Annotated in this window: 23 protein-coding genes, 1 pseudogene and 1 riboswitch; of the genes and pseudogenes, 12 read left to right on the top strand and 12 right to left on the bottom strand. The window is 68.8% G+C overall.

Annotated elements, in window-relative coordinates:
- The first annotated feature begins 67 nt into the window (after positions 1 to 67).
- Both HMPREF3121_RS12195 and HMPREF3121_RS06925 read left to right on the top strand, forming a co-directional pair.
- Positions 68 to 499: a CD225/dispanin family protein gene (locus tag HMPREF3121_RS12195; RefSeq protein ID WP_168161384.1), complete on the top strand. Its 432-nt coding sequence runs from the start codon at positions 68 to 70 to the stop codon at positions 497 to 499.
- A gap of 115 nt (positions 500 to 614) precedes the next feature.
- Positions 615 to 1,037: a DUF2752 domain-containing protein gene (locus tag HMPREF3121_RS06925; RefSeq protein WP_070521460.1), complete on the top strand. Its 423-nt coding sequence runs from the start codon at positions 615 to 617 to the stop codon at positions 1,035 to 1,037.
- 31 nt (positions 1,038 to 1,068) lie between these two features.
- Here the strand turns inward: HMPREF3121_RS06925 and HMPREF3121_RS06920 are convergent, their stop codons facing one another.
- Together HMPREF3121_RS06920 and HMPREF3121_RS06915 are read right to left on the bottom strand one after the other, a co-directional pair.
- Positions 1,069 to 1,638, bottom strand: a complete 570-nt coding sequence (locus HMPREF3121_RS06920) for a gamma carbonic anhydrase family protein (RefSeq protein WP_070521459.1) — start codon at positions 1,636 to 1,638, stop codon at positions 1,069 to 1,071.
- A gap of 92 nt (positions 1,639 to 1,730) precedes the next feature.
- Positions 1,731 to 2,408 carry a YoaK family protein gene (locus HMPREF3121_RS06915; RefSeq protein ID WP_070521412.1) on the bottom strand — a complete coding sequence of 226 codons (678 nt, stop codon included), beginning with the start codon at positions 2,406 to 2,408 and terminating at the stop codon, positions 1,731 to 1,733.
- 121 nt (positions 2,409 to 2,529) lie between these two features.
- Here HMPREF3121_RS06915 and HMPREF3121_RS06910 point away from each other — a divergent pair, with 121 nt between their 5' ends.
- The 6 genes from HMPREF3121_RS06910 to HMPREF3121_RS06885 all read left to right on the top strand — a co-directional run bounded on the left by HMPREF3121_RS06910 (position 2,530) and on the right by HMPREF3121_RS06885 (position 9,185).
- Positions 2,530 to 4,437: a BCCT family transporter gene (locus tag HMPREF3121_RS06910; RefSeq protein WP_083291400.1), complete on the top strand. Its 1,908-nt coding sequence runs from the start codon at positions 2,530 to 2,532 to the stop codon at positions 4,435 to 4,437.
- Positions 4,438 to 4,492: 55 nt separating this feature from the next.
- A complete protein-coding gene (locus HMPREF3121_RS06905) occupies positions 4,493 to 5,521 on the top strand; it encodes an alpha/beta hydrolase (RefSeq protein ID WP_141743018.1) in 1,029 nt (342 codons plus the stop codon).
- Complete coding sequence (locus HMPREF3121_RS06900; protein WP_070521408.1) at positions 5,518 to 5,838, top strand: putative quinol monooxygenase; 321 nt, start codon at positions 5,518 to 5,520, stop codon at positions 5,836 to 5,838. The genes HMPREF3121_RS06905 and HMPREF3121_RS06900 overlap by 4 nt, the downstream gene beginning before the upstream one ends.
- Entirely contained in the window at positions 5,838 to 6,395 is a 558-nt protein-coding gene (locus HMPREF3121_RS06895; protein WP_070521405.1) for a hypothetical protein, read from the top strand. The genes HMPREF3121_RS06900 and HMPREF3121_RS06895 overlap by 1 nt, the downstream gene beginning before the upstream one ends.
- 255 nt (positions 6,396 to 6,650) lie before the next feature.
- The gene (locus HMPREF3121_RS06890; RefSeq protein ID WP_035122993.1) at positions 6,651 to 7,520 is read left to right on the top strand and encodes a 3-hydroxybutyryl-CoA dehydrogenase; all 870 of its coding nucleotides are present in this window, start codon (positions 6,651 to 6,653) and stop codon (positions 7,518 to 7,520) included.
- Between the two features lie 252 nt (positions 7,521 to 7,772).
- Positions 7,773 to 9,185 carry an acid phosphatase gene (locus HMPREF3121_RS06885; protein ID WP_246816095.1) on the top strand — a complete coding sequence of 471 codons (1,413 nt, stop codon included), beginning with the start codon at positions 7,773 to 7,775 and terminating at the stop codon, positions 9,183 to 9,185.
- 70 nt (positions 9,186 to 9,255) lie between these two features.
- Here HMPREF3121_RS06885 and HMPREF3121_RS06880 read toward each other — a convergent pair whose 3' ends face one another.
- The gene (locus tag HMPREF3121_RS06880) at positions 9,256 to 10,413 is read right to left on the bottom strand and encodes a MalY/PatB family protein (protein ID WP_168161383.1); all 1,158 of its coding nucleotides are present in this window, start codon (positions 10,411 to 10,413) and stop codon (positions 9,256 to 9,258) included.
- Positions 10,414 to 10,666: 253 nt separating this feature from the next.
- On the opposite strand from HMPREF3121_RS06880, the gene HMPREF3121_RS06875 reads away from it, so the two are divergent.
- Together HMPREF3121_RS06875 and HMPREF3121_RS12620 are read left to right on the top strand one after the other, a co-directional pair.
- A complete protein-coding gene (locus HMPREF3121_RS06875) occupies positions 10,667 to 11,587 on the top strand; it encodes a diacylglycerol kinase (RefSeq protein ID WP_070521451.1) in 921 nt (306 codons plus the stop codon).
- A 347-nt stretch (positions 11,588 to 11,934) separates the two neighbouring features.
- On the top strand, positions 11,935 to 12,090 hold the full coding sequence (locus HMPREF3121_RS12620; protein WP_168161382.1) for a hypothetical protein: 156 nt from the start codon (positions 11,935 to 11,937) through the stop codon (positions 12,088 to 12,090).
- Positions 12,091 to 12,107: 17 nt separating this feature from the next.
- On the opposite strand, the gene HMPREF3121_RS06870 is transcribed toward HMPREF3121_RS12620, so the two are convergent.
- The 8 genes from HMPREF3121_RS06870 to HMPREF3121_RS06835 all read right to left on the bottom strand — a co-directional run bounded on the left by HMPREF3121_RS06870 (position 12,108) and on the right by HMPREF3121_RS06835 (position 22,735).
- Positions 12,108 to 14,021, bottom strand: coding sequence for an ABC transporter ATP-binding protein (locus HMPREF3121_RS06870; protein ID WP_070521400.1), 1,914 nt, complete (start codon positions 14,019 to 14,021; stop codon positions 12,108 to 12,110).
- A 164-nt stretch (positions 14,022 to 14,185) separates the two neighbouring features.
- Positions 14,186 to 16,240 (bottom strand): heavy metal translocating P-type ATPase, encoded by a 2,055-nt coding sequence (locus HMPREF3121_RS06865; RefSeq protein ID WP_070521397.1) that lies wholly within the window; start codon positions 16,238 to 16,240, stop codon positions 14,186 to 14,188.
- Positions 16,237 to 16,647: a Cd(II)/Pb(II)-sensing metalloregulatory transcriptional regulator CmtR gene (locus HMPREF3121_RS06860; protein WP_070521394.1), complete on the bottom strand. Its 411-nt coding sequence runs from the start codon at positions 16,645 to 16,647 to the stop codon at positions 16,237 to 16,239. The genes HMPREF3121_RS06865 and HMPREF3121_RS06860 overlap by 4 nt, the downstream gene beginning before the upstream one ends.
- A gap of 113 nt (positions 16,648 to 16,760) precedes the next feature.
- A complete protein-coding gene (locus tag HMPREF3121_RS06855) occupies positions 16,761 to 17,261 on the bottom strand; it encodes a hypothetical protein (protein WP_070521392.1) in 501 nt (166 codons plus the stop codon).
- 17 nt (positions 17,262 to 17,278) lie between these two features.
- A riboswitch (SAM riboswitch) is annotated at positions 17,279 to 17,409 on the bottom strand.
- A 24-nt stretch (positions 17,410 to 17,433) separates the two neighbouring features.
- Positions 17,434 to 18,894: a maltokinase N-terminal cap-like domain-containing protein gene (locus HMPREF3121_RS06850; protein WP_246816094.1), complete on the bottom strand. Its 1,461-nt coding sequence runs from the start codon at positions 18,892 to 18,894 to the stop codon at positions 17,434 to 17,436.
- Positions 18,891 to 20,657, bottom strand: coding sequence for a maltose alpha-D-glucosyltransferase (treS, locus tag HMPREF3121_RS06845; protein ID WP_070521385.1), 1,767 nt, complete (start codon positions 20,655 to 20,657; stop codon positions 18,891 to 18,893). The genes HMPREF3121_RS06850 and treS overlap by 4 nt, the downstream gene beginning before the upstream one ends.
- Positions 20,658 to 20,807: 150 nt before the next feature.
- On the bottom strand, positions 20,808 to 22,253 hold the full coding sequence (locus HMPREF3121_RS06840; RefSeq protein ID WP_070521382.1) for a PH domain-containing protein: 1,446 nt from the start codon (positions 22,251 to 22,253) through the stop codon (positions 20,808 to 20,810).
- Positions 22,250 to 22,735: a PH domain-containing protein gene (locus tag HMPREF3121_RS06835; protein ID WP_070521381.1), complete on the bottom strand. Its 486-nt coding sequence runs from the start codon at positions 22,733 to 22,735 to the stop codon at positions 22,250 to 22,252. Before HMPREF3121_RS06835 ends, HMPREF3121_RS06840 begins: the two co-directional genes overlap by 4 nt.
- Before the next feature lie 84 nt (positions 22,736 to 22,819).
- Between HMPREF3121_RS06835 and HMPREF3121_RS06830 the strand changes: the two genes are divergently transcribed.
- Positions 22,820 to 23,065 carry a hypothetical protein gene (locus HMPREF3121_RS06830; protein ID WP_070521378.1) on the top strand — a complete coding sequence of 82 codons (246 nt, stop codon included), beginning with the start codon at positions 22,820 to 22,822 and terminating at the stop codon, positions 23,063 to 23,065.
- 185 nt (positions 23,066 to 23,250) lie between these two features.
- On the top strand, positions 23,251 to 24,390 hold the full coding sequence (locus tag HMPREF3121_RS06825; RefSeq protein WP_070521375.1) for an AAA family ATPase: 1,140 nt from the start codon (positions 23,251 to 23,253) through the stop codon (positions 24,388 to 24,390).
- 43 nt (positions 24,391 to 24,433) lie between these two features.
- On the opposite strand, the pseudogene HMPREF3121_RS12615 reads toward HMPREF3121_RS06825, so the two are convergent.
- Positions 24,434 to 24,827, bottom strand: a pseudogene (locus tag HMPREF3121_RS12615) (carboxylesterase); the annotation flags it as partial.

Below are 24,827 nucleotides of genomic sequence, written 5' to 3'. Positions count from 1 at the left end.
CGCCGCGGACCAACCGATCACCGTAACGCGTCGCCCGAGAAGGTAGAGCGCGATGAAAGGGAGCTCCATGACGACCCCGAACGACAACCAGCCGAGCGATCCCTTCTCCCAGGGCTACGGACAGGGCGGCCACGACCAGTCCGGTTACGGTCAGCCCGCTGCACAGAGTTACGGCCCGGGAAGTTACGGCGCCTTTGGTGCGCAATCGGCCCCGGCCGACGGCAAGCCGCAGAACTTCATGGCGCCCTCAGTTTTCGCGACCATCGGCGGTTTCGTGTTCTGTTGTCTGCTGGGCCTGGCCACAGGCATCGCCGCCCTCGTCTTTGCCAACAAGGTCGACACCCTGTGGAACATGGGCGACTACCAGGGCGCCCAGGCGGCGTCCGATAAGGCGAAACTGTGGATGAACATCACCGTCATCCTCGCGATCATCGGACTGTTCGTCTCCATCATCTTGATCTCCACCGGCCAAGCGCATTTCTACTTCCACGTGAACTGATCGAATGACCCACCATGGCAACTGCGGGCCCGCGCACGACCACGGGCCCGCGTACGATCACGGGCCCGTGCGCGGCCATGCCGACGGGAGCGCCCACGGCGGTTCGGTCGGGGTGATGGAGCGGGCGGGCAACTGGTTCGCCGCGTCCCCCGCAGGCCCGCTCATCGCCGCCGCCGGCGCGGTGTGCGGCTGTGCGGCGCTGGCCGTCGCCGATCCGACGACCCCAGGTGGCCCGACGCCGGTGTGTCCGACGAAGGCGCTGCTCGGCATCACGTGCCCGGGCTGCGGCACGGCGCGGATGCTGTACTCGCTCACGCACTTCGACCTCACCGGTGCGATCCGCTACAACGCGGTCGCGCTGGTCGCCGGCGTGCTGCTGGCCTGGGCGTGGGTCGTGTGGCTGGGCCGGACCCTGGGCAAGCGTCTGCCCACGTGGACGAAGTGGAAGTGGTTGCCGCACGTCACCATCGCCGTGCTGGTGATCTGGACCGTGGTGCGGCTGCTGCCGTTCCCGCCGTTCACGGCCCTGCACGTGTAAGGCCCCCGGCGGGCGTCGGAAAGCCCCGGCGTCAGTCGAACAGCACGTCCGACAGCGGCACCGGCGAGATGTCGCCGTGCAGGCGGGAAGTCTCCACGTACTTGGCGGCGTGGGTGATGAAGCCCTCCACCGTCGCGTCGTCCAGCTCGCGGCGGACCTTGGCCGGCACGCCGGCGGCAAGCGACCGCGCCGGGATCTCCTGGCCCTCGAGCACGACGGCGCCGGCGGCGATGAGCGCGCCCGACCCGACGACGGAATGCGACAGCAGCGCCGACTTCATGCCCACCAACGTGCCGTCGCCGACGCGGGTGCCGTGGATCAGCGCCATGTGGCCGACGGTGACATCGTCGCCCAGCACGGTTTCGGCGTCGGAGTCGACGTGGACGGTGGAGTTGTCCTGGATGTTCGTCCGTGCGCCGACGGTGATGGAGTTGATGTCGCCGCGCAGCACCGACCCGTAGAACACCGACGAGTCGGGGCCAATGGTGACGTCGCCGATGATCACCGCACCGGGGGCGATCCACGCCGACCGGTGGATCCGCGGCGTCTTGCCGTTGCAGGGGAGGATCAGGGGAGCCTGGTTGAGGGGAGATGCGTCCATGCCGACCATTTTGCCCCAGAACACGTCCGCCCGCGGGGAGACGGCGGCGTGGCACCGGGTTTTTGCGTGACGACGACCCGCCCGCGGACCCGTCAGACGGGCAGGCCGGCCTTGCGGCGCCGATGACGATTGGCCAACGCCACCGCCGTGCCCCCGATGATCATGGCCGTGACCACCCACACGGACTTCAGGCCGATCGTCGTAAAGCACCAGCCGCCGAAGATCGCGCCGACGGCCAACGCCGCCCACAGCAGGAAATAGTTGATCCAGGCCCGATGCGACCCGCCGAAGAAGGCCCCGACGAAACGCTGGGACATCTTCACCAGGGTGCCGGTCATGTACGTCAGCGAAATGGACACCTCGCCGTCACGCTCGAAAATCGAATTCATCGCGCCGACGGTGAACGACAGGCTGAGCACCGCCGGCAGATCCTCGCCGGTGACCACCCAAATCGACGCGATCGTCGCCGTGAGGCAGATGAACAGCAGCACCGCCTCACGCGGCCGGGTCGGCGGCAGGAACCGGTGGCCCAGGCGGCTGATCAACGCGCCGATCATCACGCCGACGAGGAACAGCGCCATGACGCCGGCGGCCTTGCCCGCCACATCCCACGCGCCCTCCGCCATCGCCGCCGTCAGACGCGTGGTGTTGCCCGACATGAACGACAGGAAGAACCCGCCCAAGTACAGGAACCCGAGCGCGTCGATGAAACCCGTGATCGACGACAGGTACACCGCGAGCGCGCGCTCGCCCGCGCGATAACCCTCCACTCGAACCTCCCGTGACACCCGATGGGGTGCGCCCCGGGTGACCAGGGCACGTCAGTGAATGCGATTGCCGTGAGGCTACGATAATTGCGTCAGCGTCAACGAGCCATGAAAGGCCCCACGCATGAGTCGCCAGGATTCCACCTCCGACGAGAAATCATCCGACACCGTATCCGATCAGGTTGGTCGCGACAGCGACGATCGCGATAACGACGACAAACCCCGGTCCATCGCGGAGGTCGGCGCAAACGGCAAGAAGAGGACCAGCTTCCGCTGGCTCAAGACCGACCCGCTGATCTTCTTCGCCTCGGTCGGCTTCATCCTCGCCTTCGTCGTGCTCACCGTCGCCCTGGGCGACACCGCCCGCGAGGCGTACTCCGCCGCGTCGGGCTGGGTGACCGGCAACCTCGGCTGGCTGTTCATCGGCGGCGTCTCCACCGCGTTGATCTACCTCATCGCGATCTTCGTCTCCCGCTACGGCAACCTCACGCTCGGCGACGACGACGAGGAACCCGAGTACACCGTCGCCGAATGGTTCGGCATGCTCTTCGCCGGCGGCACCGGCTCCATGCTCATGTTCTGGGGCGTGGCCGAGCCGATGAACCACGCCATCAACTCGCCCCGCAACCTCGAGGCCATGAGCATCGAGGCCCGCCAGGAGGCGATGGCCTTCACCGTCTACCACCTGGGCATCCACATGTGGGTGATCATGGCGCTGCCGGGCCTGGCGCTGGGCTACTTCATCTACAAGCGCAAGCTGCCGCCGCGCGTGTCGTCGATCTTCGCCCCGCTGTTGGGCGAAAAGATCTACGCATGGCCCGGCAAACTCATCGACGCCGTCGCCATCATCGGCACCGTCTTCGGCATCGCCGTGTCGGTGGGCATGGGCGCCATGCAGATCAACTCCGGCGCCTCCCGCGTCCTCGGCCTGGCCGAGAACTCCACCGTCCAGCTGCTGCTCATCGCCGCGATCATCATCATCGCCTCGATTTCCGTGGCCCGCGGCCTGGACAAGGGCATCAAGCTGCTGTCCAACCTCAACATCTGGATGGCCGTCGCGCTGATGATTTTCGTGCTGCTGATGGGCCCGACCCTGACGCTGCTCAAGCAGGTCGTCGACACCGTCGGCATCTATGCGGGCGAGCTGCCGCGCATCATGTTCTGGACCGACTCCTACAACCTCAATCCCGAGTGGTCGCAGGGCACGTGGACGGTCTTCTACTGGGCGTGGACCATTTGCTGGTCGCCGTTCGTCGGCATGTTCGTCGCCCGCATTTCGCGTGGCCGCACGGTGCGTCAGTTCATCGCCGGCGTCATCGCGCTGCCGACGATTTTCGTCATCATCTGGTTCTCCATCTTCGGCCGCGCCGGTTTCGAGCTGGAGGCCGCCAACCCGGGCATCCTGTCGGAACCGGTCGTCGAAGGCGGTGACCCGTCGCCGGCGCTGTTCATCCTGCTCGAGCAGTACCCGATGGCCTTCGTGGTGAGCATCATCGCGCTGCTGGTCATCATTATCTTCTTCGTCACCTCCATCGACTCGGCGGCGATGGTCACCGACATGATGTCGACCGGCGAGGAGAACAAGGCGCCGACGTCGTATCGCATCCTGTGGGGCGTCATGATCGGCGCCGTCGCCGGCGCGATGCTGGTCATCTCCGGTGAAACGGGCATCCTCGCGCTGCAGGAGGTGGTGATCCTCATCGGCGTGCCGTTCTTCTTCATGCACTTCGTGATGATGTGGTCGCTGGTCAAGGGCATGAGCGACGACCACATGGCGGTGCGCAGGCCGCGGACCCGCGAGTGGAAGAAGACGGATACGCCGGAGAAGCTCGCCGCCCACGAGGCCGCCCCGGCGCCCGGCTACGACGAGGACGGCAACGAGTACCCGCCGATCGACTACTCCTACGACGACGACGGCACGCTCGTCATCAGCGGCGACGTCCGCATCGACGGTGAGTTCACCGGCGAAGGCGCCGACGAGAACGCCGGGGAGAACTCCGGCGAAACCTCCGGCGAAAACCCCCCGAAGTAGTTTTCGGCGGGCCGCTCGCCGAGCGCATCTCCCGTTGGCCGGTTAGGTTGCGGGGGTGCGCACGATCCTCGCTTCAGAGCCCCTGCTTGCCGACGGTGTCCCGTTCGACGTTCGCGCCCGAGTGGCCGCGGAGGTGATCGCCCGGCTGCCCGATGTCGCGGACTTCGAGCAGATCAAGCGGCACGCCCGTGACGAGCAGGGGTTGCGCCCGGTCCTGGTGGGACCGGGCCATCGTTATGCCGCGATGGATCTCATCGGCGCCAAGGCCGACGCGACGGTCGTGTTCGTGCCCGGCGCCCGGGCGTTCATCTCCGACATCGACCGGTATTCGGGCAACGTGTTCGCGGTGCGCCGGTCGCTGCGCCGCGATGCCGGGCCGAAGATCCGCACGGTGGTGTGGGCGGGCCATGACGTGCCGGGTACGTCGTTCATGTGGACCCATGACGGTTCCCGAGTCTGCACCGGCGGCGTGGCGCTGGCCGACTTCATCGGCGCCATCCGGGCGGAGGAGGGGCCGGACCACCGGATCATCGTCGACGGTTTCAGCCTCGGCGCCTCGATTGCGGCGATGATGGCGGTGGTGCTGGCCGCCCGCGGCGACGAGCCCGTGGAGGCGGTGATCATGGGCGGCTGCCCGGGAGTGCCGTACGACGACCTCGCCCAGCTGGGCATGCCGGTTGACCGGGTGTTCACCCACCGTTCCGCCAACGACGTCTGCGGCTGCGGCGTTCTCGGGCATGATCCGCACTCGGACGAACTGTCTTCGTGCCTGGACATCCCGATCCCCGGCATCCGACACGTGCCGCCGCGCGCCATCGAAGGTGCGCCGTTCAACAGATACGTCGATTTCCTGGTTTCCCTGATCGCCCACGGCGAAGCGGGGGACTTCGTCGCAAAGCACCGCAAGCGCAGCCGCGTGGAACTGGGTGGAGTCGGATTCCGGCAGCTCAGGCGCTCCCGCAGGCGCAATCTGGCCCTGTACGGAAAGTTCCTCGAGGACCTGCTCGCACCCGCCCCGGCACCCGCGCCGGCGACCTCGAGGCGGGTGGCGGGGGCACGACGTGCACGTATGCTGGCGTCATGATTTTCATCGTGGTCAAGTTCCCCGTGAAGCCCGAATACGCCGACGAGTGGATGACCCACGTCGCCGATTTCACCGCCGCCACCCGCGCGGAGGCCGGCAACAAGTGGTTCGAGTGGTCCCGCTCCGTCGAGGACCCCAACGAGTACGTCCTCATCGAGGCGTTCGACGACGCCGCCGCCGAGGCGCACGTCACCTCCGACCACTTCAAGGCCGGCCTGGACGCCATGCGCCCGCTGCTGCGCGAGACCCCGCGGATCGTGTCGCAGACCCTCGAGGGCAAGGACGACTGGGACCGCATGGGGGAGCTGGAGGTCTAGTGGGTTCCGCACGCATGGGCCGGCGTCGTGCCGGCGTCCGCCATGGCTTTGCGACGGTCGGCCTCGCGGTCGCTTTGGCACTGACCGGGTGCGGCTACGATCCGAGCACCGCGGGAAACCAGGAACCGCCGCAGGGGTCGGCGCCTTCGGTCGATGATGCCGACGTCTCCCGCCAGTACGCGGCCCACCTGGTCGCCGACGCCGAGCAGCTGCTGCCCGTCACCGAGCGCATTCAGGAGGACGGAGCGGTGTCCGGCCCCGCCAAGGCGGTCGCCGGAGAGCTGCGCGGCATCCTGGAAATGCAGACCGACCGCCTGGATTCCGACGGCGGCACGTCGATGATCACCGACGAAGAGCTGCAGTTGGTGCTCGGCGCGTCGGGGGAGCAGGCGGAGCAGGCGTTCGTCGACTTGGCGCGCCCGCACGTCGCTCGCATGACGGCCGGTTGGAAGGATCTCGTCGATGCCGGCGACCCGGACGTCGCCGAGGTGGCCGGCGAGTCCGTCGAACGCCTCGAGACCCTGGCCGAGAAGCTGGAGCAGCTGCCCCGAAACTGAGGCGCGTCGGCGTCCTGCGGGTGAGCGACCTGCACTGAGCCGTCTGCAGTTGAGCCGCCCGGATGCGCCGATTCGGGCGCGGAACCGGTGAATCGCCGGTAACGTGGGCGGAAGCAAGTGAGCGCGATCACCGGGGTGGCCGATGGCCACGGGGATCGGCGAAGGCCAACGGGCCAGCCGCCGATGCCGCGACAACGCCCCTCGGCCCGCCGACGGTGATCGCCCCGCAACGAAATCCACGGGAGTGAACCGAACATGGCGAATGAAATCACCCGCGTCGGCGTCGTCGGCGCCGGTCAGATGGGCTCCGGCATCATCGAGGTCTGCGCGAAGGCGGGCAGCGACGTGCTGGTGTGGGAGGCCAAGCAGGAGTACCTCGACGGCGGCAAGGCGCGCATCGAGAAGTCCCTGGACAAGGCCGTGTCCCGCGGCAAGCTGGAGCAGTCCGACCGCGACGAGATCCTCGGCCGCATCACCTGGACCACCTCCTTCGCCGATTTCGCCGACCGCCAGCTGGTCATCGAGGCCATCGTCGAGAACCCCGAGGTCAAGGCCAGCGTCTTCTCGCAGCTCGACGAGGTCGTCGAGGACCCGAACGCGATTCTGGCGTCGAACACCTCCTCGCTGCCGATCCAGTCGATCGCGGCGTCGACCAAGCGCCCGGAGCGCGTCATGGGCCTGCACTTCTTCAACCCGGTGCCGGTGCTGCCGCTCGTCGAGCACGTGGTCACCCTGTCCACCGGCGAGGTCCAGTCCGAGCGCGCCTACGCCTACGTGTCCGAGGCGCTGAAGAAGACCGTCATCAAGGCGACGGACCGCTCCGGCTTCATCGTCAACGCGCTGCTGGTGCCGTACATCCTCGGCGCCATCCGCATGCTGCAGGACGGCGTGGCCACCAAGGAGGACATCGACGCCGGCATGGTCAACGGCTGCGCCCACCCGATGGGCCCGCTGACCCTGGCCGACATGGTGGGCCTGGACACCATCAAGTTCATCGCCGACGCGATGTTCGACGAGTACTCCGAGCCGACCTACGCCGCCCCGCCGCTGCTCAAGCGCATGGTCGAGGCCGGCCGCTACGGCCGCAAGTCCGGCATCGGCTTCTACGACTACTCCTCGAAGTAGGCCGCAGCGCGCCCCACGTGGGCGTCGCAAAGCAGGACGACGATGAGCCCCCGGGGCCGGAAGTTTTCTTCCGGCCCCGAACGCATGGTGCGGCGTTAACGGTCTGTTAACCCGGGCGTTGACGCTCTGCCGCCAACTGGCAAGAAAATCGGGTTAAGGTGCTTGCGATCTCAGCTTGACGACGATCGCCGTCGGCGCGTCGTCGTCCGCCGCCTTCGAGAATTCGACCCACGCATCAGGAGTACCCGCACCGTGAAGACCGGTTCCCGCCGCATCTCCCGCGCCGGACTGCGTTCCGCCGCCGCCGTCACCGCCCTGGCCCTCACCCTGCCGCTGGCGCCCACCGCCGGAGCTCAGGCCATCCCCGAGCTGCCGACCCGCGACGCCATCCCCGGCCTCGGCGACATCATCCCCGGACGCGCCGGCGACTCGATCGTTCCGGGAGACCAGGGCGACGCCGCATCCGGTTCCGCCGGCGACGCCGCATCCGGTTCCGCCGGCCTGCCGCCGATGGGCGCGCCCAGCTTCATCCCGAGCCAGGACCAGGGTGCCGGCGCGGACGGCGCCCCGGTGCCGCAGCCGTTCCCGGCGGACAGCCTCGCCCGCCCCTTCACCTCCGACACGTCGAACGAAGGCTGGTTCTACCACTACGTCGTCCACCCCTTCCGGGACCTCGAGCAGAACCACCCCGAGGTGATGGACGAAAACCTCGAGATCGTCGTGCGGATCAACAACGCCGCCAAGGACGACCGCGAGGCCCAGCTGCTGGCCCTGCAGGACGACCACGACGATCCGATGGTCAATCTCTCCGCTGCCTTCGGCCAGAACCTCGGCGCCCACTTCCGTGCTGCCGTGGAGGAGGGCCGTCTGCCGAAGACCTCCGCCCTGCTGTCCGGCAACCTCGCCCGCGCCGGCGGAATCGCGTCGTCGACCTTCGTCGAGAAGTACACCTACAACTACGACCGCCCGTTCGTCGTGGCCCCCGAGCGCATCGAGCGCTACTACCGCGACAACCCGGGCGACGACGACCCGTACTCGGAGACCCCGTCCTACCCGTCGGGCCACACCAACAAGGCCGCCTGGACGGCGACGCTGATGTCCATGATGCTGCCGGAGGTCGCCCCGCAGATCCAGGCCCGCGCCTCCGAGGCCGGCCATTCCCGCCTGGTCATGGGCGTCCACTACCCGCTCGACGTGATGGGCGGCCGCATGATGGGCAACCAGGCCGCCGCCGACCGCTGGGCCGACCCGGAGTTCCGCCCGCTCATCGAGGCCGCCGCCGCCGAGCTGCGCGCCGAGCTGGAGTGGCGTTGCGGCACCACGCTGGCCGAGTGCATCGCCGCCGACACCCCGTACATGTCGGATGAGGCCGCCGTCGCCCAGTACACCGAGCGCATGACCTACGGCTTCAAGCGCGTCGGCGAGGCCGGCGTCGGCGTGACCGTGCCCGCCGGGTACGCGGGCCTGCTGGCCACCACGCACCCGCAGCTCACCGACGAGCAGCGCGTCAAGGTCCTCGAGGCCACCGCCATCGACTCCGGTTACCCGCTCGACCGCACCGACGGCCGCGCCTCCCACGTTCGCATGAACATGGCCGCCGCGATGGCCGCCGACGTCACCGTCAACGCCGACGGGTCCCTGACGGTCAACGGCGTGCGCGTCTAGGTTCGCGCCGACGGCGCGGGCACGGGCATGCGAAACCCCCGGAGGTCACGGCCTCCGGGGGTTTGGGCGTTCATCGGGCCAGTGCAGCGCCGATCCGGTCGAGGGCTTCGTTCAGGATCTCGGGGGAGGTGGCGAAGTTCAGGCGGACATGGCCGGCACCGCCGTCGCCGAACGCGGGGCCCGGGTTGAGGGCGACCTTCGCGTTGTCCAACAGCCATTTCTGCGGTTCCACCGGGTTGCCGTCCCGGTCGACGATGCCGTCGACGCCGCGGAAGTCGATCCACGCCAGGTACGACGCTTGCGGGCGGGTGAACACCGCGCCCGGGGCGACCTCGGGCAGGCGGCGCTCGATGGTGTCCACGTTGGCGCGCAGGACGTCCTTGAACTCGTCGAGCCAGGCCCCGCCGTCGCGGTAGGCGGCGGTCGCCGAGACCATGCCCAGGGTGGACACGCCCTCCTTGATGACGTGCGTCAGGCCCCGCCACGTCGCGTCGTCGGCCTCGTTGAGCAGGATCTGCGCGCACTTCAGGCCGGCGGTGTTCCAGCCCTTCGACGTGGCGGTGACCGTGATGGTCACGGAATCGGCGACGTCGGACACCGATGCGGCGGGCACGTGCTCGCCCTCGAGGACGACGGGGGCGTGGATCTCGTCGGAGATGATCCGCGCATCGTACTTCGCGGCGATGTCGGCGAGCTCGCGGAGGCGCTCGGCGGTGAACGTGAAGCCCAACGGGTTGTTCGGGTTGCACAGGATCAGGCTGCCGGCGCCGTCGGCGAAGGCCTTTTCCACGGCGGCCGGATCCGGGCCGTCGGGGAGGGTGGGCACGTGGACGATGTCGCGGTCGGCGGCCGGGCCGACCTCGAAGAAGGGCATGTAAGCGGGCACCGGCAGCACTATCGCCGAGCCCGGACGGGTGAGGTACCGCACCGCCAGGGTCACGCCGCGCACGACGTCGGCGACGGGGTGGATCCGGTCGGGGGACGGGCGCCATCCGTAGCGGTCGGCGTACCAATCCGACGTGGCTTCGGCGAGGTCCGCGACGCTGCGGCGCGGGTAGCCGAAGTATTCGCGGTCGACGGCGGCGCGCACCGCGTCGAGGACGGCGGGGCAGGTCGCGGCGTCGGATTCGGCCACCCACAGCGGAAGCACGTCGGCCGGGTAGGCCGTCCACTTCAAGGTGCCGCGGGCGCGCAAAGTGTCGATGTCGGGGAAGGTCACGTCAGACATGCGGCTCACCATACACCCGTGCACACCCCAAAGTAGACCGAGGGGTCTATAGATTTTTCGCGTCGCGATCCGCGTCCGTGGCGGGGTCCGCGTACGCGGCCAAAAGCTGCCGGCGGAGGACGGCGCGGGCCATAAACGAACGATCATCTCCGGGGCGCCTTTCGGTCGGGAAGGTCGCGACCTGCGCTGGAGCTGCGGAAATCTCCGATCCTGGCACACTGGGGATGTGACGTTCGATCCCGAGAAATACCCCATGGGCCGGTTCGGCATCGGCACGGTCGGCTTGGTCGCCAATCCGCGCGCCGGCCGCGGTCTCGCGTCACGCGCGGCCGACCGTGCGGTGGCCCGCCTCACCGAACGGGGAGTGTCCGTCGTTGCCGTGCAGGGGCGGAACACGGATGCCACGCGGAAATTGCTGGCGGGGCTGGTCGCCGACGATCGCATCGACGCGCTCGTGGTCGTCGGCGGCGACGGCATGATCAACCTGGCCCTGCAGGCGCAGGCCGGCACTGGGTTGCCGTTGGGGATCATCCCCGCCGGCACGGGCAACGACCATGCCCGAGAGCATCACCTGCCCGGATCTCCGGAGGCCGCCGCCGACGTCGTGGCCGACGGGTTCACCATCGCCACGGATCTCGGGCGGATCACCGCGGACGACGGCACGTCGCGCTGGTTCGGCACCGTCATGTGCTCCGGTTTCGACTCGCTGGTGTCCGACCGCGTCAACCGGATGTCCTGGCCGCCCGGCCGCAGTCGCTACCACATGGCCATCGCCGCGGAGCTCGTCCACCTCCGTCCCATGCCGCTTCGCATCACCCTCGACGACGGCACCGTCCTGGACGCGCCGGTGACGCTCGCGGCCTTCGGCAACACCCGCAGCTATGGCGGCGGCATGGCGATCTGCCCGTCCGCCGATCACTCCGACGGGCTGCTGGATCTCACCGTGATCGGCGAGGCCTCGCGTGCCAGGGCGGTGCGGACCCTTTCCAAGTTGTTCTCGGGCGACCACGTCAACTTCGACGAGGTCACCGTCCACCGCACCCGCAGCGCCCGCGTCGAGTACCTCGGCGTCGGCGGCCACTGCTCCTACGCCGACGGTGACGCCATGGCGACGTTGCCCGTCACCGTCGAGGCGGTGCCGGCGGTCGGCCGCTACATCGTGCCGCGGCCCTGATCCCGCTTCCACGGCGGCTCCGATTCACGATTGGATTCATCGTGAATATTTCGGGGGAGGGGGCTTGCCCCGGCACCGGAATAGACTAAGCTGTTCATTAGTCGCCGGGAAGAACCGGCACCCACCCGGATCCTCCGGTCCGGGAACGCCACATCGACGAAAGGAGCACCCGATGGTCCACGCGAACATGCATCGTGCGGTTCCGTCGTCGTCGATGTGTTGCTGTCTTTCGTCCGCGCCCCGACCGTAGCGCGCGCCCCCTTTTTTCGGGCCCCACGGTTGCCGCGCGGACGCATCCGGCGCACAGCACGAAGACAGCACCGCACGAACCCCCGGAGAATCCCGACATGACCGCCGCACTGGCCGCCCCCGTCACCGAAGAGCACACCGCCGCCGACGCGTTCACCTTCGCCGACTACGTCACCCTGTTCGCGTACGACGGCCCCCGCCGCCCCGAAATCCTGACCAGCGACCTGGTCTCCTGGGGCGAGCGCGCGATCTGAGCCGCCGGCGCCGCGGGTCAGACCTCCAGGCCGTACTTCTTCAGCCGCTTGCGGTCGGCCGCCGACGCCGACGCGGTGAGCTTCAGCAACTCCGCGTAAATGCCGCCGGACACCGCCAACTCGGCCGGCGAGCCGACCTCGTCGACGCGCCCCCGATCCAGCGTCACGACGGTGTCCACGTTCGAAATCGTCGACAGGCGATGCGCGATGATGATGGTCGTCCGGCCCTCCATCAGCTGCTCCAAGCCCCGCTGCACCTCACGCTCGGCCTTGGTGTCCAGGGCGGACGTGGCCTCGTCGAGAAGCAGCACCGGCGCGTCCTTGAGAATCGCCCGCGCGATGGCCACGCGCTGCTTCTGCCCGCCGGACAGCTTCAGGCCGCGCTCGCCGATGGTGGTGTCGTACCCGTCGGGGAAGCGGCGGATGAACCCGTCGGCGTTGGCGCGGCGGGCGGCGTCCTCGATCTCGGAATCGGTGGCGTCCGGGCGGCCGTAGGCGATGTTCTCGCGGATGGTGCCGGAAAACAGCGCCGCATCCTGGAACACCACTCCGATGGAGTTGCGCAGCTCGTCCATGTCGACGTCGCGGACGTCGGCGCCGCACACCGACAGCGTGCCGCCGGCGGGCCGATAGAAGCCGAGGATGAGGTTGACCAACGTCGACTTGCCGCCGCCGGACTCGCCGACCAACGCGACCTTTTCGCCGCGCCCGGCCCGGAAAGTCACGCCCCGAAGCACCGGGTTGCCCTCGTCGTAGGCGAAGGTGACGTCGTCGAGTTCGATGACCGGCGAGCCGTCGTGCGGCGGCGTCAGGCGCCTCGCGGGTGCCGCGGCAACCGTGCCGTCCGCGGTCGCCCCACGGTCGGTTTCGCGTGACGACGAGCCCGCGGGGGAGACTGCACCGCCGTCGGTGGTGGCGGCGGCGATGAGTTCCTTCGGTGCGGACTCCTCGGATTCCAGGGCCATGACGTCGAAGTAGTCGCGGGAGCCCGCGATGGCGCGCTGGGCGGAGTCGACGAGGAAGCTCATCATCGTCGCCGGTTGGCGGGCCATGTTCACCAGCTGGATGAGCATGACCATCGTGCCGATGGAGAAATCGCCGTGGAGCGTGCGCAGGAACAGCAGCAGGTAGATGCCGAAGAAGATGACGTTGAGGATGCCGCCGCGCAGCGCGTCCATCCGGTGCCACCACGTGGACTGCTCGCGGGTGAGGTCGACCGTGGCGTCGTAATGGGCGGCGAAGTCGCGGACCTCGCGGGTTTCCGCGGTGTACGAGCGGACGACCTTCACTTGGCCGACGACCTCGGCGAACCGGCCGCCGGCGACGTCGACGCGGGCGTTCTTCTTGCCCTCGATCTTCTGCCACCGCTTCGACGTCAGCGCCGTCAGCCACATGTACGTGGGGAACACCGCCGCCAGCAGCAACGCCAGCGGCCAGTGATGCCAGCCCGTGATGCCCAGCACCGCGAAGACGGTGAGGAGCATGGGGAAGAAGTTGTTGGAAAACGACTGCAGGAACTGCGTGACGTTGGTGATCGATCGTTCCAGGCGGGCGATGATGGTGCCCGTGACCTGGTCGTCGAAATAGCGCTGGGGCAACGACAGGAGTTTGGCGAAGTAGCGGGTGGACAGGATCTCCCGCATTCGCGCGGTCATCACGTCGCCGAGATAGCCGCCGATGTTGTGCACGATGGTCTGCACCAGATCGGCGACGAGCAGGCCGATGGACAGCCAGATGATGGTGGTCACCGCCCGCGCCACGGTGTCCGGGTCGCCCGCGCCGACGGCGTCGACGATGGCGTCGGTGGCGTTGCGGATCAGGAAGGGGCTGACCAGCGCGGCGATCGCGGTGCCGATCGAGCTGACGACGATGCCCACGTAAAACGGCCACAGCACTTTCGTCGTGCCGAGGATTCGGGCGAGGTACTGCATGGTCGGGTCTCCTGTCGGGGTGGGACGAACCGGTGCGGGCGCCCGGATCGACCGGGGTCACCGGTCGAGGCTGGAGGCGGCGCACCGATTCCATGCAACCCCGCGGCGGTGAAGACTATTCCCCTCGACGTGGCGGGGCGGGGCGGCGGGGCAGAGGGGGAATATCAGGCCTTCGCCCGCGCCGCCCGCAGGCCGTTGAGGATGACGACGATCTCGGCGACTTCGTGGATGAACACCACCGACGCCAGGCCGAGCACGCCGAACAGCGCCAACGGCAGCAGCCCGGCGATGATGAGCAGCGACAGGGCGATGTTCTGCTCCATGATCCGCCGACCCCGGCGGGCGTGGTCCAGGGCGCGGGGGAGCAGACGAAGGTCGTGGCCGGTGAATGCGACGTCGGCCGATTCCACCGCGGCGTCGGAACCCGTGGCGCCCATGGCGATGCCGACGTCGGCGGAGGCCAGCGCCGGGGCGTCGTTGACGCCGTCGCCGATCATGGCCACGTGCCCGCCCATGCCCGCGATCGCGTCGGCCTTGTCCCGCGGCGACAGCTCGGCGCGGACGTCGTCGATTCCCGCCGAGGCCGCCAGGGCGCGTGCGGTGCGGCGATTGTCGCCGGTGAGCATGACGACGTCCATGCCCGCCTCCCGCAACGCCGCGATGGCGTCGGCGGCCTCGGGGCGCAGTTCGTCGCGCACGGCGATGACCCCGACCGGTGCGCCGTCGCGGTGGACGACGACGGCGGTGTTGCCCGCCGCCTCCAGCCGCTCGACGTCGTCGGCCAACACGCCGGGGTCGAGGCTGCGGGGATTGCCCACGGAAATCCGCGCCCCGCCGACGGTTCCGCTCAACCCGATGCCCGGTTGTTCGGCGACGTCCACGGCGACGGGAACGGCACCGTCGGCGACCGCCGTATCCGCCGGCGAATCAGCCCGCCCCGACGTCTTCCGATCGCGTCGATCCCGCGCCCCGGCGATGATCGCGGTGGCCAGCGGATGCGTGGAATCGTGCTCCAGGGCCGCGGCCCAGTCGAGGACGTCGCCCGCGTCGTGGCCGCGCGATGCCGCTCCATCGGCGACGACGACCTCGGTGACCGTCGGGTCGTTGCGGGTCAGGGTGCCGGTCTTGTCGATGGCCACCCGCTCAATCGCGCCGAGGCGTTCGAACGCGGCGCCGGACTTGACCACCACCCCGAAACGGCTGGCCGCGCCGATCGCCGAAATGACGGTCACCGGAACGGATATCGCCAACGCGCACGGGGAGGCCGCCACCAGGACCACGAGGGCGCGGGTGATCCACTCGACCGGGTCGCCGAACAGCGAACCGGCGCACGCCACCACCGCGGCGAGCACGAGCACCCCGGGCACCAGCGGCCGGGCGATGCGGTCGGCGATGCGCGCCCGCTCTCCCTTCTCCGCCTGGGCGTCCTCGACCAGGCGCACCACGGCGGTCAGGGAGTTGTCGTCGCCGGGTGCGGTCGCCGTCACCGTCATCGGGGCGCCGACCGCGATGACCCCGGCGAGCACTTCCCCGCCGGCGGACACCTCGACGGGAATCGACTCTCCCGTCACGGCCGACGAATCCACCGTGGCGCGGGCGTCGTCAAGCAAAGAATCCGTGGGCACCCGCCCACCCGCGGGCACCGTCAACCGCATGCCGGGACGGATCTCGCGCGCCGGAATCGTGCGGCGCGACCCGCAATCCGGATCGACGACGGTCGCGGTATCGGGGATGAGCGACAACAGCGACCGCAGACCGCGGTGGGCGCGGTCCATCGCCTTGTCCTCGAGAGCCTCCGAGATCGAGTACAGGAACGCCAGGGCCGCGGCCTCGGCAACGTAGCCGAGGATGACGGCGCCGATGGCGCTGATGGTCATGAGCAGGCCGATGCCGAGACGCCCGTGCCGGAACAGTCCGGTCAGCGCGCCGGGCACGAACGTCGACGCGCCGAGCAGAAGCGCCACCCAATACAGGACCAGCGACACGATGCCGGCGGTCGATTCGGGCAGCGTCCATGCGCCGCCCAGCGTCGTCTCCGAGGCGGATTCGGCGGCGTCGGGGGCCGCGAGGCCAATCAGGAACGCCGCGACCAGCGCGACGCCGGAGAACACCGGGACGAGCACCTCCCGATCGCGCCACCACGGCGTCGGCGGGGCCTCCGGCTCGGAGAAGTCCGTGGGCTCGGGGGCGTCGTGCGAGCAGCCGCAGGCCGAGGTCATCGGACGGTCTCCTCGAGTGCGGGCACGGTCTCGGGGTCGACGTCGGCGTGGGCGGTGGCGCTCGCGTTGCAGCAGCCCTCCACCTGGCAGGACGGGTCGAGGCACGGGGCGTCGGAGTCGACGGCGAGCGTGACGTCCAGGAGATCGTTGAGTGCTTTGCGCAGGTGCGGGTCCGCGATGTCGTATCGGGTACGGCGGCCTTCCGGAGTGGCGAAGACGATGCCGCAGTCCTTCAGGCACGCCAGGTGGTTGGAGACGTTGGTGCGGGTCAGCTCCAACTCGTCGGCCAGGGCGCCGGTGTAGGCGGGGCCGTCGAGGAGGGCCATGAGGATGCGCGATCGCGTCGAATCGGCCATGGCGCGGCCGAGGCGATGCATCACGTCGAGACGAGAGGCAATGGTCAGCATATGCTGACCATAACATACGTCAGTGGCCGCTGACGTATCGCGGCCCGGTGTGGCCGCTGCTCAGCGTCGGGGTGGTCGGACATGAGGGCGCCGGGCATCGGCGCCGGGAGCGGTCAGTCGATGAAATGGCACACGGCCGTATCCGTCCACCACGTTCCGTTGCCGGGGTGGCGCACCCACAGACGGCGCGGGGCGGGGCCGGGCGCGACGTCGGCGGCGGCGACCACCTCGGCTGCGGTGCGCGTCGACCATCGGAACAGGCCCTCACGGAAGAAATGCAGGCGGCGGCCGGCGGCATCACGCAAGATGAGGGTTTCCCCGTCGCCGGTGTCGGTCAGCGAATCCACGGCCGTGTGCAGCGCATCGGCGGGCGGGGCGTCGGGGGCCGCCGCCGGCGCGGGGTAGGCGGGTCGCAGGGCCGGATCGCTTGACGACGCCCCGCCGTACGAGTCGTTCGCCGTGGCGCGTCGGTGCCACGTGGCGGCGAAGCGGAGGCGATGGATGTCGGTGGCGGAGTCGGGCGTCTCGTTCACGGCGTCGGGGACGTCGGGCGCGGTGGCGGCAATGGTCGCGATCGCGGCGTCGGAGCCGGAAACGGTGTGGGTCGTGCGCATGGCTGGGGATCCTCCCGGTCGAGTTCTTCCGACCGCCGGAGATGTCGGCGGTGGCCGGTCTTCCCGGGAAGGCACCGAGGCTCGAACCGCGGTTGCCGTGCGGCGATGACGTCCCGGGGCCATGTGAAACCCGCCGCAACTCTGGACCTGCCGCCACTATAGACCAAGCGGTCTATTCGGTGTCAAGCAGCCGCGACACCGCCGCCAACGGCAGCTCGAGCCAACCGGGACGGTTCTGCGCCTCGTACAGGCACTCGTAAATCGCCTTGTCCAAGATGAAAGCGTCGAGCACGGCGGCGTCGTCACGCGGATCCCGGCCCGACGTCGACGCATACCCGTCCAGGAACGCCCCGACGTTGCGCTGCGCCCACTCGCCGACGCGGTACCGCTGCTGGCGCGAATCCTCGCGGCCCGTCAGCAACGGGTAATGCGCCGCGTAATCGAACGACCGCACCATGCCCGCCACATCGCGCATCGGATGATCCGGCAGACGACGCTCATCCCACGGACGCGACGGTTCGCCCTCGAAATCGATGAGCAGCCAATGCCGCGGCGTGCGCAACACCTGCCCCAAATGCAGGTCACCGTGGATGCGCTGCACCGGAACACCATCCGACCCCACCGACGCGGCGGCCTTCGCGAACACCGCCTCGGCGGCGTCGTAAAGCTCATTGACCTGGGGGACGATCCCCGCCACATGCCGCAGCCGCTCCCGCATCGGCGCGACGAGCTCCTCGCCCGACATCCGACGCCGCACCGGCAACGTCGCCGCCAACATGTCGTGGACCTCCGCCACCGCCGCACCCAACGCCGCGGACTCGACGCCGAAATCGGTGCCCAGATCCTCCGGCTGCAGATCCCCCTCGCGGATGATGTCGCGCACCGACGTCAACGCCATCGACCAGCCATCGGCGGAATTCGGCACGAACTGCTGCAGCATCGCCGTCGTGTACGCCTCGCCGTCGACCACCAGCTCGACCCAGCCGAACAAATGCGGAACCGACGAACAATCCGCCGCCGACAACGCCGCCAGCAACTCCACGTCGGCGTTCGTGCCCGGGTGCAGGCGACGGAAGAACTTCACCATCACCTCGTCGTCGAAAATCACCGACGTGTTGGACTGCTCCACGCCCATCGGGCGGCCCTTCTCCGGCACGGCCAGCTCCGCGCCCGGAACCCGCTTGAGCTCCATCGGGCCCAACGCACCGTCGGCGGCCAACACCCGGCCCAACGCCGTCACCGCCGCCGGATCGACGAGCGCGTCGTAGCCGATCACGCCCTCGCCGGCGACCAGCAGCGCATCCTCCCCGGCCGCGGGCAAGGCGTCACCCCACGCGATCGGCAACAGGTACGCCGGAGAGGCGTCGCCGGAGTGGACCCTCACGAACAGCACGTCCACGTCCGGGGCATCGGCGTCGCCGCGTACGACCGGGGCCTGCACCAGCACTTCCAGACGGTCGATGCCGGCGGCCTTGTCCGCGAAAAAACGCTGCGTCGGCAGGGTGCGGGTCAGCTCGGAGGCGATCAGGTCGACGTCGGGAAGCGACACGGGGCCGGAGGAACCACCTGCGGAGGCTCCGGGACCACCTGCCGCACCGCCATTGATCGGGGTTGCACTGACGTTGTCGTTCATCGATTCGCCTCTCGTTCATCGGAATCATCGGACGTGTCGGCCGTCGCCGCCACCGGTGCGTCGGAAATCGCCTGCGCCACCGGCACCGTCGGCGCCGACGACGATTCCGCGACGGTCGGGGCCTCCGGCGGGTCCAGCAGCTCGAACCAGTAGAAGCCATGGCCCGGCAGCGTGACCTGGTACGAATCCGCGCCGATTTCCGGAAACGGCACGGAACCGGTCAGCTCCACCGGGGTGGCCCCGGCGAATTCGGACAGGTCCAGCTCCACGGCCTGCGGGTACTTGGACAGGTTGTTGACGCACAACAGTCGCTCGTCGTCATGCTCGCGCAGGTACGTCAGCACCGACGGGTTGCCGTTGTCGAGCTCCCGGAAATCGCCGAGGCCGAACGCCCGGTACTTCTTGCGCACCTGCACCATCCGCCGCACCCAGTTGAGCAGCGAATTCGACGAGCTCATCTGGCTTTCGACGTTGATGGCCTGGTAGCCGTACGTCGGGTCCTGGATGGTCGGCAGGTACAGCCTGCCCGGGTCGCAGCGGGAAAACCCCGCGTTGCGGTCCGGGGACCACTGCATCGGGGTGCGCACCGCGTCGCGGTCGCCGAGCCAGATGTTGTCGCCCATGCCGATCTCGTCGCCGTAGTACAGCACCGGCGAACCGGGCAGCGACAGCAGCAGGGCGTTGAACAGCTCCAGCTGATTGCGGTCGTTTTCCAGCAGCGGCGCCAGGCGACGGCGAATGCCGATGTTCGCCTTCATCCGCGGGTCTTTCGCGTACTCGGCGTACATGAAGTCGCGCTCGGCGTCGGTGACCATTTCCAGGGTCAGTTCGTCGTGGTTGCGCAGGAAGATGCCCCACTGCGCCGACGACGGAATGTCCGGCGTCGAGTCGAGGATCTCCGAGATGGGGAACCGCGACTCCCGGCGCACGGCCATGAAGATGCGCGGCATCAGCGGGAAGTGGAACGCCATGTGGCACTCGTCGCCGCCGACTTCCGGGTCGCCGAAGTATTCGACGACGTCCTCGGGCCACTGGTTGGCCTCGGCGAGCAGAACGCAGCCCGGGTATTCCTCGTCCATGATGGCGCGGCACTTCTTCAGGAACGCGTGCGTTTCGGGCAGGTTTTCGCAGTTGGTGCCCTCGCGTTCGAAGAGGTACGGCACGGCGTCGAGTCGGAAGCCGTCGATGCCGAGGTCGGACCAGAACCGCAGGACGTCGATCATCGCCTCCTGCACGGCCGGGTTGTCGTAGTTGAGGTCCGGCTGGTGGGAGAAGAAGCGGTGCCAGTAGTACTGGCCGCGCACCGGGTCGTAGGTCCAGTTGGAGTCTTCGGTGTCGACGAAGATGATGCGCGCGCCCGAGTACGTGTCGGGGTCGTCGGTCCAGACGTAGAAGTCGCCGTAGGGTCCGTCGGGGTCCATGCGGGACTGTTGGAACCATTCGTGGGTGTCGGAGGTGTGGTTCATCACCAGGTCGGTGATCACGCGGATGCCGCGGGCGTGGGCTTCCTCCAGCAGCAGGCGGAAGTCGTCGACGGTGCCGAATTCGGGCAGCACGGCACGGAAGTCGCGGATGTCGTACCCGCCGTCGCGCAGGGGCGAGTCGTAGAACGGCGGGAGCCACAGGCAGTCCACGCCGAGCCACTGCAGGTAGTCGAGTTTGTCCCGCAGCCCGTTCAGGTCGCCCGAACCGTTGTTGTCCGAGTCGTTGAACGCGCGCACGAGAACCTCGTAGAACACCGCGCTTCGGTACCAGTCATGCATGGTCGCCAGGGTAGGGAAACGCCGGTCATCGTGCAGTCGATCGTCGTCGGGCCCCTCCGATTCCCGGCTGCCGGCCGGGGCGGGGTGTCCGGTTTCGCGGCGTCGGTCCCCGCATCGGCAGGGGCCCGGGTTTTCGTCGCTTGACGACGACTACGCGCCGCGCCTTTCGTCGAGGACCCTCATGAGCCGCGCCGCATCGTCCGGCGCGAGTTGCGTCGCGGTGACGGAGACGGGGCCGCCGACGAGGTCGATGCGCACGTCGACCAGCGACAGCGCCCGCGACATGGGCCCCTGCAGCAGCGTGTGGCCCTGGATGCGGGACCAGGGGATGACCGCGCGGTATCGGCGCAGACGCCCGGAGGTGACCACCAACGCCCGCGGCGTGATGCGCACGACCTGGTTGCGCCAGTCGATGGGCGACAGCCAGACGGAGCGTTTCGGCGACGCCCACCGGGCTTCGGACGGCTGGTGGCGCAGACCGGTGATGCGGCCGATGACGCCGTCGACGACGCCGTCGGCTTCGGCGAGGGAGGCCACCGGCAGGAGGGTGGTGGACACGTTGGCGCCTTCGCCGGCGTAACCCGCGACGTTGATGCGCACCTTCGCCCAGTGCAGCGGCCGCCACCAGGCCGGTTCGATGATCGCCAGGGCATGGATGCGGCGGACGGGGATGGTCTGGCGGCGCGTGGAAGTCAGTCCGGCGCTGACGTGCAGACGTCCCCGCCGGTCGTCGGCCGACAGCGTGAAGCCGTGGAATTGATTCCATCCCTGCCACATCGACGCCACCAGGCCCATGAGGAAAATACCGACGCCGACGAACGACGTGCCCGCGATCGCCCCGACCGTCATGGCGAGGGCTTCCCCGACGGAGATGCCGTTGCCCAGACCGAAGGCGGCGACGGCGACGGTGGCTGCGCCGAAGACGACGGGAAGGCCGACGAGCAGGAGCAGGCCCGGGCCGATGATCACCGAACCCAGGAGGCGCAGCGGCGACACCGGGCCGTGGATCGCCACGGTCGAATCGGGGACGGGGACGGTGCCCCAGCCGTTCGTGTCCCCGGCGTCCGGTTCCTGGACTGCCGGGCCACCGGGATTCTCGGTTTCCCGTTTCGCTTCGAGGACGGCGGAGCGCAGAGCCCGGCAGTCGTCGAGGCCGAGGTAGCGGATGGTCAGGTCGGAATCGCCGCCGCCGGCCGTCTCCACCTTCACTTCGCCCAGGCCCACCAACCGCGCCAACAACGGTTGATTGACGTCGACGGCCTGAACCCGGTCGAACCGCGCCGAGCGCCGCGACCTGACGAGCCATCCCGAACCGATGCGGATTTCGTCGTCGGCGAGCTCGTAGAAGCGGTACCGCCACGACACCCAGGCCAGGATCACGGTGATGACGACGACGGCGATCGCCACGCCCGTCACCACCAGCCATGCGGTCGCCCCGCCGTCCGTGAACGCGTCCGCCACGGACCGGGGGAACGTCCCCTGCTGGATGATGTTGAAGACGGCGACCACAAGTGCCGCCGCCAGGAAGCGGCCGGCCGACAACAGGGGAGTGAGCGGGTGGACGCGGTGGCGGCCCGGACCGATGGGCGCCGTCACAACCCGGCCATCCTCTCGCGGGCACGGCCGGACAGCCGTTCGCGCAGGGCCCGGGCCTCCGCGCGGGGAAGCCCGGTCAGCTGCGCGTCCGAGGTGGCCGAAGCGGTGTTGAGCTTGACCGTCGCCAAGCCGAACAACCGCAGCAGCGGGCTTTCGTCGATGTCGATGAACTGGATGCGCCCGTAGGGGACGACCGTCACCGACCGCCACCAGCGGCCGCTGGCGATGATCATGTCCTCCGAGTCCTCCAGGTACCGGTGGGCCGACACCTGACGGCCGATGAGCCAGAAAACCCAGAGGAGAATCACCGCGAACACGCCGGCGATGAACCACCACAGCGGGTGCAACAGCAAGGCGAGGACGACCGACACGAGAAGCGGCGGAAGCAGCCAGACCGACGCCATCATTCGGCGCAACGTGGCGAGTTTCGGGGAAACGGGGGTCAGGTGGGGGCAGTCGGGATCCAACAGGTCGAGCGCCATGGAGCTGACGCTAGCAGCCGTGGCGGATTCCCGACGGGCGAAGAAGGCGCGGTGGAGTCCACCGGCTTTCGGCATGATGGGGGCATGGAACCGCAGCGACGAGACGACCAGTTCGATCCCCGTTGGGACGGTGACCCCGAACCGCGGGGCCAGTGGGACGGAAGCCCCGACCCGCGACCGTTGGACCAGCGCGGCGCCGGCCACGACGACGATCCCCACGGCGACAATCTGTTCATGAAGTACCGCGCGGTGTGGGCGGTGCTGATCACGTTGATCACCCTGTTGGTGTGCTGGCAGATCCTGCAGATCGTCCTGGAAGTCGGCATCTGACCGGATCGCCGAGATCTAACGAGCTCGGGTAGATCTAACAAATCTATCGGGTCTAACAAGTCTAAACTCGTTCAGAGCATCTAAGAGATCTAACAAATCTCAACCGTCATGTACGGTGCGGCGATGAGGATCCGGGCCGCCGAAGACCGGATTCGTCGTGCACATTCGGTGAAAGGAACTCCGACATGACGACCCCGCCGCGCCCCCGAAATCCGTTCCGACCGACTTTCGGGGTATCGCCCCACGTGTTGGCGGGACGTGACCGGTTGTTGGCGGATTTTGAGCTCGCCTTGGCGGAAGGACCCGGCAGCCCGTATCGGGCGATCCTCGTCAGCGGGGCGAGGGGCATCGGCAAGACGGTCTTGCTCAACGAACTCGAAGACGTCGCGCGTGGGCGGGGGTGGGTGATCGCGCGAGTGCACGTGGGGGAGTCGCTCATCGACGATCTCGTCCACTCGACGCTTCCCGCCTTGATCTCCGACCTCGCCGATGAACCGCCCCGCCGTGCGGTGACCGGCGCGTCGATCGGCGGCATCGGTTCGATCAGTTTGTCGGCGCCCGTGGACGACCGCCCGGCGCCGACCCTCATCGGGCGTTTGCGCGAGGTTTCCGCCCTCCTCCGGCCCCGTGGGACCGGGTTGCTCATCACCCTCGACGAGGCCCAGAGCGCCGCCCCCGATGCAATGAAACGATTGGCGATCGCCTACCAGGACCTCGTCCGCGACGACTTCGACGTCGCCTTCGCCGCCGCCGGGCTGCCCCATGGCATCGATCAACTGCTCCAGCTCGAGGGAACCACGTTCCTCCGGCGAGCCGAACGTCTCGAACTGGGTCCGGTGGATCGTGCCGCAGCCGTCGATGCGCTGGTTCGGACGTCGGCAGACGGAGGAAAGCCGATGGACCAACGGGCGGCATCGGACGCCGCGGACATTTCCCGCGGTTACCCGTATCTCATTCAGCTGGTCGGCTCGCTCGCATGGGCGCGGGCCTCCCTCGACGACAAGTCGGCGATCACGTCAGCCGACATCGCGGCGATTCGCGACCGGGCCATCGAGCGAATGGGAATCCAGGTGCACAAACCATCCATGAGCGGTGTCCCCGACGGTGAACGCGTCGTGCTGGAGGCGATGGCGGACATCATGGCCGAAACTGGCGAGGATTCCGTCGCGACCGGCGAGGTCGCGGCCCGCCTCGGCTTCACTCCCCAGGGGCTGTCACCGCGACGGGCACGGCTGCTCGAACGTGAGTTGGTCCGAGCACCGAAGCACGGACGACTGGAATTCGCCCTTCCGTATTTCGGCGAGTACCTCATCGCCTCGCGCTGACATCGCCTCGGGCTGATATCGCCTCGCGTCGATCACCCGGCCGTCACCGGCGACTGAACATTCTCCGGACCCCGCCCCACGGATCGGGCTCGTCGGCCTCGACGGCGAGGTGCCCTCCGCCGTACCAGATGCGCCCCGTGCGCTCCGGCGGTGAATAACGGGGCCACCCCGGGTCGCCGGTGCGAATGAACGACACGACTTCACCGTGGAACGGGTGCCCGTCCTCGCGGCCGAAGAACCGGGGAAGATCGACGCAATGCGGGGCACCGTCGGTGACGCGCCCGTCGGGCCCGATGCCGGTGCCCTCGCCCGGACGGAACTCGCCGACCCACGTGGGCATCCCCGCGGCGACGGAGGAATCGGCGACGGCCACCGCACTGGCGCGGATCGCCGCATCGGAGATGACCCCGCCGATCGGCCGATCGCCGGCCTCGGGC

This window comes from Corynebacterium sp. HMSC11E11 (assembly GCF_001807025.1).
In the GTDB taxonomy this organism is placed as follows: domain Bacteria; phylum Actinomycetota; class Actinomycetes; order Mycobacteriales; family Mycobacteriaceae; genus Corynebacterium; species Corynebacterium freneyi.
This window is presented reverse-complemented; position numbering and strand designations above follow the sequence as displayed.